This is a genomic window from Candidatus Palauibacter australiensis (assembly GCA_026705295.1).
GTDB lineage: Bacteria > Gemmatimonadota > Gemmatimonadetes > Palauibacterales > Palauibacteraceae > Palauibacter > Palauibacter australiensis.
Map to the genome: position 1 here is coordinate 1 of JAPPBA010000004.1, position 16,044 is coordinate 16,044.

Annotated in this window: 16 protein-coding genes; 15 read left to right on the plus strand and 1 reads right to left on the minus strand. The window is 67.9% G+C overall.

The genetic code is table 11. From position 1 onward, the window contains the following. The 9 genes from OXN85_00085 to OXN85_00125 all read left to right on the plus strand — a co-directional run. On the plus strand, positions 1-616 hold a 616-nt coding region (locus tag OXN85_00085), incomplete at its 5' end, for a DUF3108 domain-containing protein (GenBank protein MCY3598360.1). A 191-nt stretch (positions 617-807) separates the two neighbouring features. Next, positions 808-1,056: a hypothetical protein gene (locus tag OXN85_00090; GenBank protein MCY3598361.1), complete on the plus strand. Its 249-nt coding sequence runs from the start codon at positions 808-810 to the stop codon at positions 1,054-1,056. Positions 1,057-1,198: 142 nt separating this feature from the next. Further along, a complete protein-coding gene (locus OXN85_00095) occupies positions 1,199-2,557 on the plus strand; it encodes a hemolysin family protein (GenBank protein ID MCY3598362.1) in 1,359 nt (452 codons plus the stop codon). Between the two features lie 128 nt (positions 2,558-2,685). Further along, positions 2,686-3,783 carry a tetratricopeptide repeat protein gene (locus OXN85_00100; GenBank protein ID MCY3598363.1) on the plus strand — a complete coding sequence of 366 codons (1,098 nt, stop codon included), beginning with the start codon at positions 2,686-2,688 and terminating at the stop codon, positions 3,781-3,783. A 10-nt stretch (positions 3,784-3,793) separates the two neighbouring features. Beyond that, on the plus strand, positions 3,794-4,858 hold the full coding sequence (locus tag OXN85_00105; GenBank protein ID MCY3598364.1) for an isocitrate/isopropylmalate family dehydrogenase: 1,065 nt from the start codon (positions 3,794-3,796) through the stop codon (positions 4,856-4,858). A gap of 104 nt (positions 4,859-4,962) precedes the next feature. Continuing rightward, positions 4,963-6,162 (plus strand): acetyl-CoA C-acetyltransferase, encoded by a 1,200-nt coding sequence (locus OXN85_00110; GenBank protein ID MCY3598365.1) that lies wholly within the window; start codon positions 4,963-4,965, stop codon positions 6,160-6,162. Positions 6,163-6,228: 66 nt separating this feature from the next. Next, positions 6,229-7,146, plus strand: coding sequence for a slipin family protein (locus OXN85_00115; GenBank protein ID MCY3598366.1), 918 nt, complete (start codon positions 6,229-6,231; stop codon positions 7,144-7,146). Then, positions 7,133-8,002, plus strand: coding sequence for a hypothetical protein (locus OXN85_00120; GenBank protein MCY3598367.1), 870 nt, complete (start codon positions 7,133-7,135; stop codon positions 8,000-8,002). Before OXN85_00115 ends, OXN85_00120 begins: the two co-directional genes overlap by 14 nt. Before the next feature lie 69 nt (positions 8,003-8,071). Further along, positions 8,072-8,959 carry a 3-hydroxyacyl-CoA dehydrogenase family protein gene (locus OXN85_00125; GenBank protein MCY3598368.1) on the plus strand — a complete coding sequence of 296 codons (888 nt, stop codon included), beginning with the start codon at positions 8,072-8,074 and terminating at the stop codon, positions 8,957-8,959. Between the two features lie 58 nt (positions 8,960-9,017). On the opposite strand, the gene OXN85_00130 is transcribed toward OXN85_00125, so the two are convergent. Further along, on the minus strand, positions 9,018-9,881 hold the full coding sequence (locus tag OXN85_00130) for a phosphatase PAP2 family protein (protein ID MCY3598369.1): 864 nt from the start codon (positions 9,879-9,881) through the stop codon (positions 9,018-9,020). A 193-nt stretch (positions 9,882-10,074) separates the two neighbouring features. Here OXN85_00130 and recF point away from each other — a divergent pair, with 193 nt between their 5' ends. The 6 genes from recF to OXN85_00160 form a co-directional block, all read left to right on the plus strand. Beyond that, positions 10,075-11,178 carry a DNA replication and repair protein RecF gene (gene recF, locus OXN85_00135; protein ID MCY3598370.1) on the plus strand — a complete coding sequence of 368 codons (1,104 nt, stop codon included), beginning with the start codon at positions 10,075-10,077 and terminating at the stop codon, positions 11,176-11,178. Then, positions 11,175-11,585, plus strand: a complete 411-nt coding sequence (locus OXN85_00140) for a DUF721 domain-containing protein (GenBank protein MCY3598371.1) — start codon at positions 11,175-11,177, stop codon at positions 11,583-11,585. Before recF ends, OXN85_00140 begins: the two co-directional genes overlap by 4 nt. Continuing rightward, on the plus strand, positions 11,585-13,546 hold the full coding sequence (gyrB, locus tag OXN85_00145) for a DNA topoisomerase (ATP-hydrolyzing) subunit B (protein ID MCY3598372.1): 1,962 nt from the start codon (positions 11,585-11,587) through the stop codon (positions 13,544-13,546). The genes OXN85_00140 and gyrB overlap by 1 nt, the downstream gene beginning before the upstream one ends. Positions 13,547-13,675: 129 nt before the next feature. Next, positions 13,676-14,020 carry a hypothetical protein gene (locus OXN85_00150; protein ID MCY3598373.1) on the plus strand — a complete coding sequence of 115 codons (345 nt, stop codon included), beginning with the start codon at positions 13,676-13,678 and terminating at the stop codon, positions 14,018-14,020. Between the two features lie 104 nt (positions 14,021-14,124). Next, positions 14,125-15,183, plus strand: coding sequence for a hypothetical protein (locus tag OXN85_00155; protein ID MCY3598374.1), 1,059 nt, complete (start codon positions 14,125-14,127; stop codon positions 15,181-15,183). A 581-nt stretch (positions 15,184-15,764) separates the two neighbouring features. After that, the coding region (locus OXN85_00160) for an FGGY family carbohydrate kinase (GenBank protein ID MCY3598375.1) at positions 15,765-16,044 on the plus strand (280 nt) is incomplete at its 3' end.

A 16,044-nucleotide genomic window follows, 5' to 3' on the forward strand; every position in this document is an offset into this window, starting at 1 on the left:
TACGATCCGCAACACGCCCGCGTACCGGATCGCGATGGAGATGAAGGGAAGCATACCCTTTTACAGGATGGACGACCGCTCGGTGAGCTGGCTCGCCACGGAACCGTACCGAACGCTCCGGTTCGAGGAGATCCTTCGCCAGGGCGGCTATCGGAGACACCAGCGCTGGGAGCTGGATCACGCGGCGCTCACGGCAACGCGGGAAGACTGGGATGAGGAGACTCAGGCCTACCGTCCGCACCACCGGCAACGGGATCTTCCCATACCGCAGGGCGCGCTGGACGAGATCTCGTATCTTTTTCTGATCCGGAGCCTCCCCTTCGAAGTCGGACAGACCTACGAATTCGACCGCTACTTCGAGGAGGACGGCAATCCCGTCATCGTCGAGGTCCTCCGCCGCGAGCGCGTGCGGGTCCCCGCGGGGACGTTCGAGACGTTCGTCGTGCGTCCGACCATCCAGACCGATGGCCTGTTCGGGGAAGAGGGGCAGGCCGAGGTCTTCATCTCGGACGACGACCGTCGCCTTATCGTGCAGATCAAGAGCCGCATGAGGCGGGGCAGCGTGAGCATGTACCTTCGCGACTTTGCGCAGAATGAGGCGGACGCGGATCGCTGACTTTCGAACCGGACGCATCGGCGACGCGGGCGCCGGGCGTCGCCGATGGCCGCCGTCCGGGCGGCCCGGCACTCCCTTTCTGCGGTGGTACGTTCTAGGTTAGTCTGGCAATCCGGCTTTTCCACGGGCGGCCAGGAAGCCCGTACAGCGACGACGATCCGCAAGGAGGTGCCTTGAGCAAAGGAAATCATGTGCCGAATTCAAGTGACCGGGCCCGCGATGAGTTGTTCAGCCACATCCGCCGCTGTGGCGTGCTCGACGCGGAAGAAGAGCAGCGGCAGGAGTGGTTCGACGATACGATCCAGTACCTCGGAGAGCGATATCCGGAGTTGACGCCGGGTGAGCTGTCGGTCCTGCGCACCATCGGCGAACGGTACTGTGCCCCGGCGATCCCGCACGGAGGCGCGGCCAGACAGTCAGAGCAGGAAGCCAAGGTCTAGTGTTCCGGTGGCTCGCGTAATTCCGGGCCACGACCCTGGCCCGATCCAGCACCACCGGTGAGGTAACGAGGTAACGTAGCCTGAACGAACCCCCGCCCCCGGACAGACCGGGGGCCACACCATCCGCCAGTCGGACCGCCGAATGGACCTCGGACTCGCTCTGAGGCTCGGCGCGGTCCTTGCGCTCGTAGCGGCGAACGCCTTCTTCGTCGCCGCGGAGTTTGCGCTTGTCAGCGCCCGACGCACCCGCATCGACGAACTGGCCGATGCCGGCGATCGTCTGGCCCGCGTCGTCCGCCGGGCCCAGGACAATCTCGACCGCGCCATCTCGGGTACGCAGCTCGGGATCACTCTCGCGTCGCTCGGCCTGGGCTGGATCGGCGAGCCGGCGCTTGCACGGTCGATCGAGCCTCTGTTCGGCGCGCTGGGCTTCGCCGCAGGGCCGGCGGCACTCCACACGACGGCCATCGCCGTCGCCTTCATCCTCATCACCTACCTTCACATCGTACTCGGCGAACTCGCGCCGAAGACCGTCGCGCTCCTGCGCCCCGAGACGGTGAGCCGCTACCTCGCCGGTCCTCTCCTCGCCTTCAACCGCGTCGCGACGCCGGCGATCTGGGTGCTCGACGGCTCGGCCCGGCTGTTCCTGCGGATGATCCGCGCCCCCGCGGGCGACGCGCACGGCGTCGAGCATGCCCACAGCCCGGAAGAGATCGAGGTGCTCGTCCGCCAGAGTCGGCGACGAGGCATGGTCGAGAAGGACGAACAGGCGATGATCGAAGGCGTGTTCGATCTCACGCATACGGTCGTCCGGGAGGTGATGACGCCCCGGCCGGACATCGTCGCCGTCGGGGCCGGGGATCCGGCCAAGGTCATCCTGAAGGTCGCGGCCGAGTCGGGACATTCGCGTCTTCCCGTCACGGACGATTCGCTGGACGAAATCGTCGGCATCATCGTCGTGAAGGACCTGCTCGCGGAAGTCCTCGCGGAGCGTCCGACGGGGCTCGTGGCGCGGGACGTGATGCGCGAGGCGCTCTTCGTCCCGGAGTCCAAGGCGGTCGACGACCTGCTGGCGGAAATGAGGGCCCGGAAGAAGCACATGGCCATCGTCGTCGATGAGTTCGGCGGCACGGACGGCATCGCCACGCTGGAGGATCTTCTCGAGGAGATCGTCGGCGAAATCTACGACGAACACGACGAGGCGGAGGCGGGACTCGAGGTCGGTCCCGATGGGTCGGTCGGACTCGATGGGGGCGTATCGTTCGCGGATCTGCTCGCGGGCCTGGGCCGCGATGATCTCGAGGAAGAGGAGGAGTACGACACCGTGGCCGGATACGTGATCGGCACGCTGGGCCGAATCCCGGAGCCGGGCGACCGGGTCCCGCTGGGGGATGCGCGGCTGGAGGTCGCGGAACTGGTCGAGCGGCGGATCACGCGGCTCACCCTGCTCGGGGTGGACGAGGAGACGGTGCGGAAGTTGTTGGACGCCCTTGAGTCGTGAACGCATTCGAGCCCCGAACTTGCTGGCGTGGGCATCGCGCCCGAAGTTGGAAGAGCCTCCTTCAACGAAAGGCTCCGCTCTGGCTCGCCGAACATCGTCGGAAGGGTTCCTGACTTGAGGTTCCGGGTTTGAACCTCTCCGACTCCTGGAACTACGAGCAGTTCGACGCCGAAGCGCAACGGCTGTACGAAGCCGGCGACTTCGACCAGGCGCTTGGCCTCCTCAAGGAGGCCCTCACCCGTTATCCCGAATCGGTCGAACTCCTCGTCTCGCTCGGATATACGCGTCTGGCCCGTGAGGAATACGCCTGGGCGCGCGCGGCCTTCGACGGGGTCCTCAAGATCGACCCGGAGCACGAGGAAGCACTGGCCGGCCTGGGAGATGTCCTGCTGAAGCTCGGGGAACGCGCGGCGGCCTTCCAGATCTTCGAGGGCCTCATCGCGCTGGGGTACGATCGGGACGTGGAACTCATGCTCTGCGTCGGGCGCAGCCTGTTGCGCGAGGGTCTCCTGCGGCGGGCGGAGCGATTCTTCCGGCTCGCCCTCGCCGCCGATCGCGAAAGCCCCGATGCCGCACTGGATCTCGCCTTCACCTTCTACCGAGACGGCGATACCGAGGCGGCGCTGTTCTGGAGCCGCGAGGCGGTGCGCCTGGATCCTCGCTTCGCCGAGGCCCGCGCGCTCTACGGCAACGTGCTCTACGAACGCGGCGATTTTCGGGGAGCGCTCACGCAGCTTGCGACAATCCCGGTGACGGACCTGGCGGACCCGATCGTTGCGTGGCGAGTCGTCGACCTCAAACGGCGACTCGAAGACCTTCCGGCAGACGCCGAGGAGTTGCGGCCCTACCTGCTGGCGCTGGAGGAACTGGCGCCGGAGCCGAGTGCGGAGGAACGCCTGCTGGCCGAGGTCGAAGCCCGGGCGAACGGGTTGACGGCGGGGGCGGGCACGGGGCAGCTCGATCTGTTCGGTCGTCCGCCCGACGCATCGTCGGTGGAGGTGCACCGCGTGCGGGCCCCGAACGGCGTGGTGTACGAGGGAGACTGGGACGGGATCGTGCGGGCCATGCGCAACGGGTCCCAGGAGCCGGGCGTTTCGCTCGCCGACTTCATGCGAAACGAGGCGATGCGGCTCCAGGCGCTGACGGGCATCGCCGTCTCCTGGCAGACGGCGCGCGCCTTCCTCGAGGACTCCGCCCGGGTCGGCGCGCTCGAGATCGAACGCTAGCCGTCGATCCGTGGCGAAGGCTCCGCTGCGCATCGCCGTCATCGGCGGCGACGGGATCGGTCCCGAAGTCACCCGCGAGGCCTGTCGTGTGCTCCGGGCTGTGGCCGCCAGGGGCCTCTCCGAAATCGACCTGACGCACTTCCCGCACGGCGCCGACCATTACCTCGCCACCGGGGAGACGCTGTCGCAGCGGACGTTCGAGTCCCTGAGGGATGACTTCGACGCGATTCTCTTCGGTGCCGTGGGCGATCCGCGCGTGCCCGACGGCCGTCACGCGCGCGACCTCCTCCTCGGGCTGCGGGTGCGGCTGGACCTGTTCCTGAACCGCCGGCCGCTGCGGCTGCGCGCGCCGGAGCTGTCGCCGCTGAGGTCCGCGGACTCGGCGCCCATCGACTTCGAGATCTTCCGGGAGAATACGGAAGGCCTGTACGTGGGCATCGGGCGGGTCGAGCACGAGGGTACGCCCGATGAGGTCGCGGTGTCGGAGTCGGTCGCGACCCGCTTCGGAGTAGAGCGGATCGTGCGGCGGGCGTTCGAGTACGCCGCTCCCCGGGGGCTGGGCGTGACGCTCGCGGACAAGGCGAACGCGGTGCCGCACATGTTCGGACTCTGGCGCCGCGTTTTCGGGGAGGTCGCCGCCCGATATCCGGGGGTCGAGTCGGAGATGCGCTACGTGGATGCGCTCGCCATGGAGATGATCCGGGTGCCGGAGCGGTTCGGGATCATCGTCACGTCAAACCTGCTCGGCGACATTCTCTCCGATCTCGGTGCGGAGATCGTGGGTGGACCGGGCCTCGCGCCCTCCGCCAACGTGAACCCGGGAGTGCATGGACTGTACGAACCCGTACACGGCAGCGCGCCCGACATCGTCGGGACGGGACGGGCGAATCCGATGGCCGCGGTGCTCAGCGCCGCGCTCCTACTGCGAGATCACGGGGCCGACGCGGCGGCCGCGGCGGTCGAGGCCGCGGTGGATGCGGCGCTCGACTCCGGAGTGCGGACGCCGGATCTTGGAGGAAGCGCGACGACGTTGGAGGTCGGACGCTGGCTCGCGGAACGGGTGGGCGCGACCTGATCCGCCGCGCTACACTAGCAGTCCATGGCGCAACTCCGCGTCAGCGCCGCACATGTGACATGGATCCGGTCGGACGGCCGGCGAGCAATGGAAGGACTCTGGAAATGAGCGACAGCAACGGTAACGGGACGGTGTTTCTCTCGGCGGCCCGAACGGCCATGGGCGCGTTCGGCGGCAGCCTGAAGGAGTATTCGGCGGTGGACCTGGGCGTCGTCGCCTCGGAAGCGGCGATCGAGCGCTCGGGCGCCGAGCCCGGCGATTTCGGGCATGTCGTGATGGGGAATGTGATGCAGACGTCGGCCGACGCGATCTACCTCGCGCGGCACGTGGGCCTCCGGGCGGGGCTGCCGATCGAGACCCCGGCCGTCACCGTGAACCGCCTGTGCGGTTCCGGCTTTCAGGCCGTGATCGACGGCTCGCAGGAGATCGCACTGGGGGAGAGCGATGTCTGTCTCGTGGGCGGAGCCGAATCCATGAGCCAGGCGCCGCATATCGTGCGCGGGGCCCGCTGGGGCCTGCGGCTCGGTCCGGCGCCGAAGTTCGAGGATTCTCTCTGGGAGGCGCTCACGGATCCGTACTGTGGCTTTTCAATGGCGCAGACGGCGGAGAACCTCGCGGAGGAGTACGGCGTCTCGCGCTCGGAGGCCGATGAGGTGGCGGTGCGCAGCCAGCAGCTGGCGGCGGAGGCTTGGCAAGGCGGCCGCTACGAGGACGAGGTCGTGCCGATGATGGTGGGAAGGAAGGGGAGGGAAACGGCCTTCGAGCGGGATGAGCACCTCCGTCCGGATACGACGGTCGAGGGGCTCGCAAAGCTCCGGCCGTATTTTAAGCAGGATGGCCTCGTCACCGCCGGCAACGCGAGCGGGATCGGGGATGGGGCGGCGGCGCTCGTGCTGGCGGACCGGGACTATGCCGCCGCGCACGGTCTGGAGCCGGTCGGCCGCCTCGTGTCCTACGCCGTGGCGGGCGTGCCACCCCATATCATGGGCATCGGGCCCGCGCCCGCCTCGCGCGCCGCGCTCGAGAAAGCCGGCCTCACGCTCGACGACATCGACCTCGTCGAGGTGAACGAGGCCTTCGCTCCGCAGTACCTGGCCGTGGAGCGCGAACTCGGTCTCGATCGGGACAAAGTGAATGTGGACGGCGGAGCGATCGCGCTGAGCCACCCGCTCGGCATGACGGGAGCGCGGATCACGGGCCATCTTCTGCACGAGCTGCGGCGTCGGGGCGGCGGTCTGGGTCTGGGCGCGGCCTGCATCGGCGGTGGGCAGGGCGCGGCCGTCGTCGTCGAGGTCGACGCCTAGCGAACCGCCGGGCCAAGCGCCGCGAACCGCCGGGCCGGGCGCCGCGAGCAGTCGGAGGGAGGGAACATGGATCCGCTATTCTTCATCCTCGCCGGGGCGGGCGCGCTGGCGCTTGCCACGAGTCTCCGCATCCTGAAGGAATACGAACGTGCCGTCGTCTTCCGGCTCGGCCGCGCGCGTCCGACCCGCGGGCCTGGACTCATCTTCCTCGTCCCGTTCGGGGTCGAGCGCATGGAGCGGGTCAGCCTGCGGATCATCGCCATGGACATCCCACCGCAGGATGTCATTACGCGGGACAACGTGTCGGTGAAGGTCAACGCCGTCCTTTATTTCCGGGTCGCGAACCCGAGACGGGCCATCCTCGAAATCGAAGACTTTCTCTTCGCCACGTCGCAGCTTGCCCAGACGACGCTCCGGTCGGTCATCGGTCAGGCGGAACTGGACGAGGTCCTCGCGGAACGGGAGAAGTTCAACCAGATCCTGCGCGACATCATCGACCAGGGGACGGACGCGTGGGGAATCGACGTCACGGGCGTCGAGGTGAAGGACGTGGACCTGCCGAACGAGATGAAGCGCGCGATCGCGCGGCAGGCGGAGGCGGAGCGTGAGCGGCGGGCCAAGGTGATCAACGCGCAGGGCGAACTGCAGGCGGCCTCGAACCTGCGGGACGCGGCGCGGCAGTTGAGCCAATACCCGGCCTCGCTGCAACTGCGTTTCCTGCAGACGGCGACGGAGATCGCGGCGGAGAACAACTCGACGACGCTCTTCCCGCTGCCGGTGGACTTGGGGCCGATGGCCGGTCTGTTCAAGGGGCTTGCGACGGCGGCTGACGAAGAGTCCGCGGATCCGGCTCCGGTCGGCGAACGCGTGCTCGAGGGTTCGGAGGGCGCGCCGCAATTGCCCGGCGCGGAGGCGGCGGAGGACGTGTCGGAGGCTGCGGACGAGCGGGCAGCCGTGACGAGGGAGCGCGATGCCGCCGGCTGACGAGGGTCACGACGGTTCCGGCGGGTCGGGTCCCCCGGCACGCCGTCCGTCGCTCCCCCGGACGGTCACGCAGGAGCAACTCGAACGTGTGATCCGGCGGGCGTCGGATCTCCAGTTCCGCAGCTCCACCTCGGTCGGCGGGGAACTCGGGGCGGGTGACGTCGTCCAGATCGGGGCGGAGGTCGGGCTCGAGGAGCGGTACGTCCGGCAGGCGCTCGCCGAGGTCGAGGCCGCCTCGCTCATCCCCGATGCGCCCGCGGACGAAGGGCTTGCGCGCCGGATCGTCGGTTCCGCGATCGTGAGCACGAGCCGCGTGGTGCCCGGGAGTCCGGCGGATGTGGAAGCGAATCTCGAATCGTACCTGCGCGAAGAGGAACTCCTCCGGCAGGTGCGCTCCAGGTCCGGCGGATCGCTCTGGGAGCCGGGGACCGGCCTCGTCAGCCAGATGCGCCGCGCGATGGACGTCGGCGGCCGACGGTATACCCTGGCGAAGGCTCGGAAGCTCCAGGTCAGCGTGGAAGCCCTGGAGAGCGGGTGGTCGCTGGTCACGCTGACGGCCGACGTCGGGAACATGAGGGCGGAACGGATCGGCGGCTGGTTCGCCGGCATGGGGCTCGGTGGAGCGGCCGGCGGCTTCGGCCTGTTCATGGCGACGGGGGGCGGTGTCCTGCCGCTCCTGGGCGGCCTGGCGATCTTCTCGGGTTTCACGGCCATCGCGACGGTTTCCGCGCGGGCCGACATGCGGAAGGTCAGACAACGGATGGAACTCGCGCTTCAGGGTCTTCTCGACCGACTCGAACGCGGCGAGAATCTTCGCAGCGCCGAAGAGCCCTGGCACCGGAAACTCCTCCGCTGAGGAGCGCGTGTTTCCGCGCGCCATCGCACCAAGAGACAATCACACCAACAAACATAGAGGGAGTGGACATTGACTGAGATTCGGAAGGTCGGGGTGGTCGGAGCGGGACTGATGGGGAGCGGGATCGCGCAGGTCAGCGCGTCGGCCGGTTATGAGACGATCGTGCGGGAGGTGGAGCAGGGGTTCCTCGACCGGGGGATGGCCGGGATCGGGAAGAACCTCGACCGCGCCGTGCAGAAGGAGAAGCTCGGCGCGGCGGACCGGGACGCGACGATGGCTCGTCTGCACCCGACGCTCGAACTGGCGGACCTGGCGGCGTGCGATCTCGTCATCGAGGCGATCACCGAGAACCTCGGGGCGAAACACGCGCTCTTCGGCGAGCTTGGCGGACTGTGCGCGGGGGCGACGATCTTCGCCTCCAACACATCGAGCCTGTCCATCACCGAACTCGCCGCGGAGACGGATCGCCCGGAGCGTTTCGTCGGTCTCCACTTCTTCAGCCCGGTTCCGGTCATGCCGCTGGTGGAGGTCGTCCGCTGCGGGCAGACGGCGGACGAAACGTTCGAGACCGCCTTCGCGTTCGCCGCATCGCTCGGTAAGAGCCCGATCGCCTGCGGCGACAACACCGGCTTCGTCGTGAACCGGCTGCTCGTTCCCTACATGCTCGACGCGATCCGCGCCTACGAGGCCGGGGTCGCGTCGATCCCCGACATCGACAAGGGGCTGCGCCTGGGCTGCGGATACCCGATGGGCCCCTTCACGCTGGGCGATTTCGTGGGACTCGACACGCTGTACCACATCACGGGGATCATGTACGACGAGTACAAGGAGGCGCGCTTCGCCTCTCCCCCGCTCCTGCGCCGCATGTACCTGGCCGGCTACCACGGCCGGAAAACGGGGAAGGGCTTTTACGACTACAGCGGCGACGAACCCGTCGTATCCAGCTTCGTGCTCTAGCAGGGACGGCGCGAGCCGGCCGGAGGCGCCCCGGGGCCGGCCGGCGGCGCCTAGGGAGCTATTCTCGGAAGCGGATCTGAATGCCCAGGGCGTCCCCTGCGATCAGCGGCCGGATCCGGGCACCGGCGGACGGCGACGATCCGGGGGAGGCCGGCGAGGGTTCGACGCCGAGCCAGCCCGCGGCGGCGGCCGTCGCACGGCTCCCCACCCACCAGCCGATGAAGCCGCCGACGACCACGTCGGACAGCCAGTGCCGGTCTCCGTAGATCCGGGCGAGTCCCGTGCCCGCGGCGGCCGCGTAAAAGGGGATCGCCCACCCGCCATCGGTCACCTCATCGACGGCGGCGGCGATGGCGAAGGCGTAGGCCGTGTGGCCGGACCCCAGGGAGGCGTTGCCGCGGAAGGGATCGAAGTGCAGGACGCCCCTCTCATCTCTCGGACGGCTTCGTCCCAGCGTCCAGTTGACGACCGTGTTCGCCATCGAGCCCGCGAAGACCCCGAAGAAGGCCGAGGTCGCCCGCCGGACTCCCCGTTCCCCGTCGAACGCGACCCCTAGCAGAACTCCGGTCCCGGCCAGTATGGGCGCGGTCCGCTTCCAGTCGCCGTATGTGTGGCCGCCCTCGGCCAGGTCGCGTCCCAACGCTCCCTGGTGATCAAGCGCCAGATCGCGGATGCTCTGATCGAGAAGAAGGGCTCCGCCGAAGACGCCGGCACCGAGCCCGACGCGCTCCCAGATCTGGCTCGCCTCCCCACCCGCGGGTTCCGGGCGGGCGAGGTCCGGGTTCCGTGCCGACGCGGGATCCTGTGCGACGAGCGGGAGAGGCAGAAAAAGCCACGCAACTCGGAGGGGGGCGAGGCCCGCTCGAGGAACTCCTTTACACGTGATCCGGCGGCCAACGCCGCAACGCCCGAAGGGTGTCATGAACGCCTTCGAAGCTGCCGGCCCGGAGGCTCTCGGGCAACCGCCCGGCGGCGCGTTCCCAGGGAAGCCTCCAGCGGGCAAATTTCCTTGCGGCATAAGGCTTTTCGCCGTATTTTACAAGCTTGTGATGAAGACACCGGAGGCACCGTCTATCCGCCAGCCTGAGGCGTCTTCCGCGCCTTTCCTCAGGCGCTTGATCCTTCGCGACTACCGCAACTTCGAACGGCTCGAATGCGAGTTCCCCGAGGCGGGCGTCGCGATCATCGGGCCCAACGGATCGGGCAAGACGAACCTCCTCGAGGCGATCTGCTATCTCGAGGTTTTTCGGTCCTTTCGAGGCGTGCGGGACCGCGAGTTGGTGCGGTTCGGACAGACGGTGTTCCGCGTGGAAGGTGAGGTTGAGGGGGGGATGGCCGTGGCCGCGGCCTACGACCGGTCGCAACGGATCAAGAAGGTCGAGGTCGACCGGCTCGAGGTGGAGCGGGTTTCGGCGGGGATCGGTTCGGTGGGAGTCGCGGCGTTCCGCCTCGACGACGCCGAGATCGTGCGGGGAGGGCCGACGCTGCGGCGTCGCTTCCTCGACATCGCGCTCTCGGTGGGCGTGCCGGACTACCTCCCGGCGTTGCAGCGATACCGGAGCCTTCTGTCGCAACGGAACGAAGCGCTGCGGCGCGGCGGGTCGAACGACGAGATCGAAGCGTGGACGGAGGGGCTGATCGAGGCGGGTGGAGTCCTCACGGAAAGGCGGGCGACGTGGGTGTCGGAGGGAGCTGAGCGATACGCCGATTTCTATGCGCGGATCTCGGGAGGAGACCGTGCGGGGCTTCGATATTCGGCTTCGATCGCTTCGGGTGGCGGGCCGGAGGGCGCGGAGGGCGCCGGCTCGTGGGAGGACCGCTTTCGGCAGGCGCTGGAGAGGACCGGGGAACGTGAGCGTCGCCAGGGCATGACCGTGGTGGGCCCGCACCGTGACGAGATCAGATTCGAGGTCGAGGCGCCGGAAGGCCCTCGCGACCTGCGGAGCTACGGGTCGAGCGGACAGCAGCGCACCGCCGCGCTCGCCCTGCGTCTGCTCGAAGCGGACCGGCTCAGGGAACGGCTCGGCCGCGAGCCGCTGTACCTCCTCGACGATGTGTTCGCGGAACTCGACGACGGGCGCTCGGACCGCCTGTTCCGGCTCTTCGAGTCCGAGCGGGGCGGACAGGTGATTATCACCGCGCCCAAGCCCGGTGACGTGGGGCTGATGGGTGGGAAGCTCGCGCGCTGGCGTCTGCGCAACGGGCGGATCATCGCATGAACGGCACGGCCTCCGGGGCGATGCCGCGCAGAAAGGCGCGGCGCGGGGACGCGAGAGAGGGCCAGCGCCACCCCGAACCCGTTGGAGGCGTGCTGGCGGAGCTGCTCGATCGCCTGGGGATCCGCGAGCGTGTGGAGCGTAGCGCCACGGCGGCGCGGTGGGAGCAGGTCGTGGGTCCGCACATCGCGCGCGTAACGAGAGTGGGCGGCATCAAGGGCGGGACGGTGTTCATTGAAGTGGCCGGTGCGGCCTGGATGACGGAACTGAACATGATGAGGCGAAGGCTGCTGGGCCGCCTGAACAGGGATCGCGCCCGCGGCCGGATCGAACGGATCGTGTTCGTGCAGTCCGGGGAATCGTCGCCGGCGGCGACGCGCCCCGGCCGAACCGAGAAGGGGAGGGGTTGATGGCGAAGTCGACGGCGGGCGGAAAGCCCGTGAAAGATAACAACGACAACTCGGACTACACCGCGCGGCAGATTCATGTCCTCAAGGGGCTGGAGGCCGTGCGGAAGCGCCCGGGCATGTACATCGGGTCCACCTCCGGGCGAGGGTTGCACCACCTCGTCTACGAAGTCGTGGACAACTCGATCGACGAGGCGATGGCCGGACACTGCTCCGGGATCGAAGTCACGATCGGGACGGACCAGTCGATTCGGGTCGTGGACGACGGGCGCGGCATCCCGGTGGACCTTCACCCGACCGAGAAGGTGCCGGGGGTCGAACTCGCCCTCACGACGCTTCACGCGGGCGGAAAGTTCGACAAGTCGAGCTACAAGGTGTCGGGCGGGCTGCACGGCGTGGGCGTTTCCGTCGTGAACGCGCTCTCCGAGTGGTTGCAGGTCGAGGTGCGTCGCGACGGCCACGAGTGGACGCAGCGCTACGAGCGCGGGGTCAGCCAGGGGAAGCTCGCGAAGGGGCGGAAGACGAAGGAGACCGGCACGACGGTCACCTTCCGGCCCGATCCCGAGATCTTCGAGGGGCTTGGCGACCCGCTCGAATACAGCTTCGAGACGCTCGCCAGCCGGCTCCGGGAACTCGCCTACCTGAACCGCGGCGTGCGGATCGCCATCGTCGATGAGCGGCAGGAAGACCTGCGCCGCGACTTCCACTTCGAGGGCGGGATCGCGCAGTTCGTCGAATATCTCCTGGGCAACAAGACGCCGCTTCACGCGGACGTGATCTCCGTCTCGGGCGCGCAGGACGACACCGAGTTCGAACTCGCGATGCAGTACACGGACGCCTACAGCGAGAACACGTTCACCTTCGTGAACAACATCAACACGCACGAAGGCGGGACGCATCTCTCGGGCTTCAAGGGCGCCCTCACGCGGACCATCAACAACTACGCGCAGCGGAACAACATCCTCAAGAAGGCCGACCCCACCCTGAGCGGCGACGATGTGCGCGAAGGGCTCGTCGCCGTGCTCTCCGTCAAGGTCATGGAGCCGCAGTTCGAGGGGCAGACCAAGACGAAGCTGGGGAACAGCGAGGTGCGCGGGATCGTCGAGAGCCTCGTCAACGACCGCCTGGGGACATGGTTGGAGGAGAACCCCGGTCCGTCTCGACAGATTATCGACAAGGCGGTCCAGGCCTCCCGGGCGCGGGAGGCGGCGCGAAAGGCGCGGGACCTGACGCGCAAGAAGTCGGCGCTCGAGACCGGCATCCTGCCGGGGAAGCTGGCGGACTGCTCGATCACGGACCCTGAGATCGCGGAACTCTACCTGGTGGAGGGAGACAGCGCGGGCGGGAGCGCGAAGATGGGGCGCGACCGCAACTACCAGGCCATCCTCCCTCTGCGCGGCAAGATCCTCAACGTGGAGAAGGCGCGGATTGACCGAATCCTCTCCAACGAGGAGATCCGCGCCATGATCACGGCGATCGGGACCGGGATCGGCGACGAGTTCGATCTGTCGCAGGCCCGGTATCGCAAGGTCGTGATCATGACGGACGCCGACGTGGACGGCGCCCATATCCGGACGCTGCTCCTGACCTTCTTCTTCCGGCAGATGAAGGAACTCATCAACGCGGGATACATCTACATCGCGCAGCCGCCGCTGTACCGGGTGTGGAAGGGGAAGACGGAGTTCTACTGCTACGACGAGTCGGAGCGCGTCGCTGCGCAGGCGAGACTCGACAACGGCAAGGGGAACGCCTCGCTGCAGCGGTACAAGGGGCTGGGCGAGATGAACGCCGATCAGCTGTGGCAGACCACGATGAACCCGGAGAAACGCACGCTGCTCCAGGTGAACATCGAGGACGCCGCCGATGCCGACGGGCTGTTCGAAACCCTCATGGGCGAGAACGTCGAGCCGCGCCGCGATTTCATCGAGCAAAACGCCCGCTACGTACGCAATCTCGACGTCTGACACTCCTCCCGGTCCACCGCTCGTTGCCGGGTCGCGCGGGTTGATAGCCCGTTGATGACCGCCCCGATCCTTGTGTCGGAGAGGGCGGCAACGGCGTCGCCCTCCGGGATCAATCTGGGGAGGTGGACGATGATGAGGAGGAGAGGCAGGAGAACGGCGTGGCCGCTCGCCGTGGCATGGGCCTTCGCGGGGGCTTTGACCGTCTCGCTGGCGCTGCCGTCCGGGGCCGCTGCGCAGAGCGAGTGCGCGGAGTACGTCTCGGGCGGTCCGCGCAAGCCGGCGAGTGGAACGCTGGTGGGCTCCCAGCGCGTTACGCTCAGCTTCGGTGGCAACGCCGGGGTCGGCGGCAAGGTCCTGAGCGGCGGGATCAACGGCAGCATCACGGTAAGCTTCAACGTCGGCGTCTACCGGATGCACGATGACAACCACCTGAGCCTTCGGTGCGATGACTACACGGAGTGGGACCTCCAGTGAGCCGCGCGCAAGGAGTCATCGGTTCGAGGTCGCCTCCCGCGCGAGTTGAGGTTTCGGCTGCGAACCGTCCCCGGCCACCGAGTTCCGCTCGGTGGCCGGGGATCGTGTGGTGCACCATCGCGCTTGGCCTGGTGGGCGCCGTCGGCCCTGCGGGCTGCGGAGGCGCTCCGGAGGTCGGGGACGATGGACGGATCCATTTTAGCGAGAGCACCAGCCAGACCTACGAGATCGGGCCGTCCGACGCCTACCTCGATCAACTCGATGAACGCGTGAGCTTCGGTTCGATCATCGACGTACTTGCCACGCCGAGCGGCTATTTCGTCGCCGACGGGCTCGATCCGCGGATCGTGCTGCTCGACCGGAATCTCGACCCGTTGCGGATCGTGGGTGGAGAGGGAGAAGGACCTGGGGAATACAAGTTCCCGAGTCGTCTGGTCCGGGCGGGAGATCGGATTCTGGTCCTCGATGGCGGGAACGACCGAGTCACGTACCTGACCTTGGAGGGCGGTTTCGTCGACAGCCAGCGGATTCCCGGCCTTGCAAGCGATATCGCCCTACATGAGGAACTCGGGCTGCTCGTCGCGGGCAACGCGTTTCCGGACTACTACCTGGCGCGAGTTACGGCGCAGGGGGATACCGGTTTCGGGCGGATTCCCGAGGAGTTACGCGTCGACGCCGGCGGGTTGTTCCGCTGGCCCTGGGACCTGGTCACGGTCACGGCCGACGGCGTGATCCACGTCCTCGATGCGGACCAACTCGCACTCGTGAGTTTTCGCCCCACCGGAGAGCTCGCGAGCGTCATCTTCCTGCCAAGAGAAATGCGGGCCCGCAAATTGAACAGTACGCAGGAGGCTGAGGAGGCGTTGGGTGGCCCGACCCGGGTCCTCGGCACGCAGAGCGTGACGACCCTCGGATCTCTCGAGGACGGTCGACTGTTTGCCCGGATCACGTCCGTGCGCCCCGACAGTGTGACGACGAAGGGTCTCGTTCTCGATCCGGAGCGTCTCGAAGCGATCCCCCTGGTCTTCCCCGTCCGGGAGGATCGGTCATGGGTGCGGGGAGGCTTGTACCTCGATGGACTGCGTCGCGCCGTGCTCACGGAACCCCAAGGGGGTCTGGGACTTAAAACCGCACCGGTGAAGCTGGTAGCCCGGGACCCGTGACTGCCCCCGCCGTCGCGACTCTCGTTGATGGCCCGTTGAAGACTCTCCGGATCCTGATACTGGAAAGGGCGGCAGGGCGTCGCCCTCCAGGACCAATCAGGGAGGTGGATGATGATGAGGACGAGGAGAAATCGCGGAGGAGCGTGGCCGCTCGCGGTGGCTCGATTTTTCGTGGGGGCCCTGGCGCTATCTCTGGCGCAGCCGTCCGAAGCCGCGGCACAGGACAAGTGTGCGCCGTACCTGTCGGGCGGTCCGGACCATCCGGCATCCGCGAGACTGGTGGGCTCTCGGGCGGCGACGGTCTCCGTCAGTATCTGGTTTGGCTGGAGTATCCCCGTGAGCTTCAACGTTGGGACATACGAGATGCATGACGGCGACCGCATCCACGTCCGGTGTGACCTTCAGTGAGGCGCGCACACGGCGTGACCGGTTCGAAGCCGCCTTCCACGCGGGTTGAGGTGTCCGCTGCGAACCGTCCCCGGCCCCCGAGTTCCGCTCGGTGGCCGGGGATGGGTGGCGTTCAGAACGTTGCGGAATTGCGGGACTTGAAACCGCGCGGATCGAGCCTTTAGCCTGGGACCATGACCGATCCCGCGGTGATCGCAATCGACCAGGGAACGACCTCCACGCGCGCTATCGCGTTCGATCGCGCGGGGGTGGCGCTGGCCACGGCGCAGCGCGAGCTGCCGCAGCGCTATCCGATGCCGGGCCGGGTCGAGCATGATCCCGAGCGCATTCGGGACGACGCGGTCGACGTGACGCGGGAGGTCATTGAGGCCGCCGAGACGCTCGGGTACCCTGTGGCGGCGATCGGCATCACGAACCAGCGCGAGACGACCGTGGTCTGGGAACGCGCGAGCG

What these genes read in the sequence shown, in the direction of transcription:
- OXN85_00130 (MCY3598369.1), bottom strand. Translation starts at nt 9,881, where the DNA reads ATGACACCCTTCGGGCGTTGCGGCGTTGGCCGCCGGATCACGTGTAAA.
- OXN85_00110 (MCY3598365.1), top strand. Translation starts at nt 4,963, where the DNA reads ATGAGCGACAGCAACGGTAACGGGACGGTGTTTCTCTCGGCGGCCCGA.
- OXN85_00120 (MCY3598367.1), top strand. Translation starts at nt 7,133, where the DNA reads ATGCCGCCGGCTGACGAGGGTCACGACGGTTCCGGCGGGTCGGGTCCC.
- OXN85_00095 (MCY3598362.1), top strand. Translation starts at nt 1,199, where the DNA reads ATGGACCTCGGACTCGCTCTGAGGCTCGGCGCGGTCCTTGCGCTCGTA.
- OXN85_00140 (MCY3598371.1), top strand. Translation starts at nt 11,175, where the DNA reads ATGAACGGCACGGCCTCCGGGGCGATGCCGCGCAGAAAGGCGCGGCGC.
- OXN85_00115 (MCY3598366.1), top strand. Translation starts at nt 6,229, where the DNA reads ATGGATCCGCTATTCTTCATCCTCGCCGGGGCGGGCGCGCTGGCGCTT.
- OXN85_00150 (MCY3598373.1), top strand. Translation starts at nt 13,676, where the DNA reads ATGATGAGGAGGAGAGGCAGGAGAACGGCGTGGCCGCTCGCCGTGGCA.
- gyrB (MCY3598372.1), top strand. Translation starts at nt 11,585, where the DNA reads ATGGCGAAGTCGACGGCGGGCGGAAAGCCCGTGAAAGATAACAACGAC.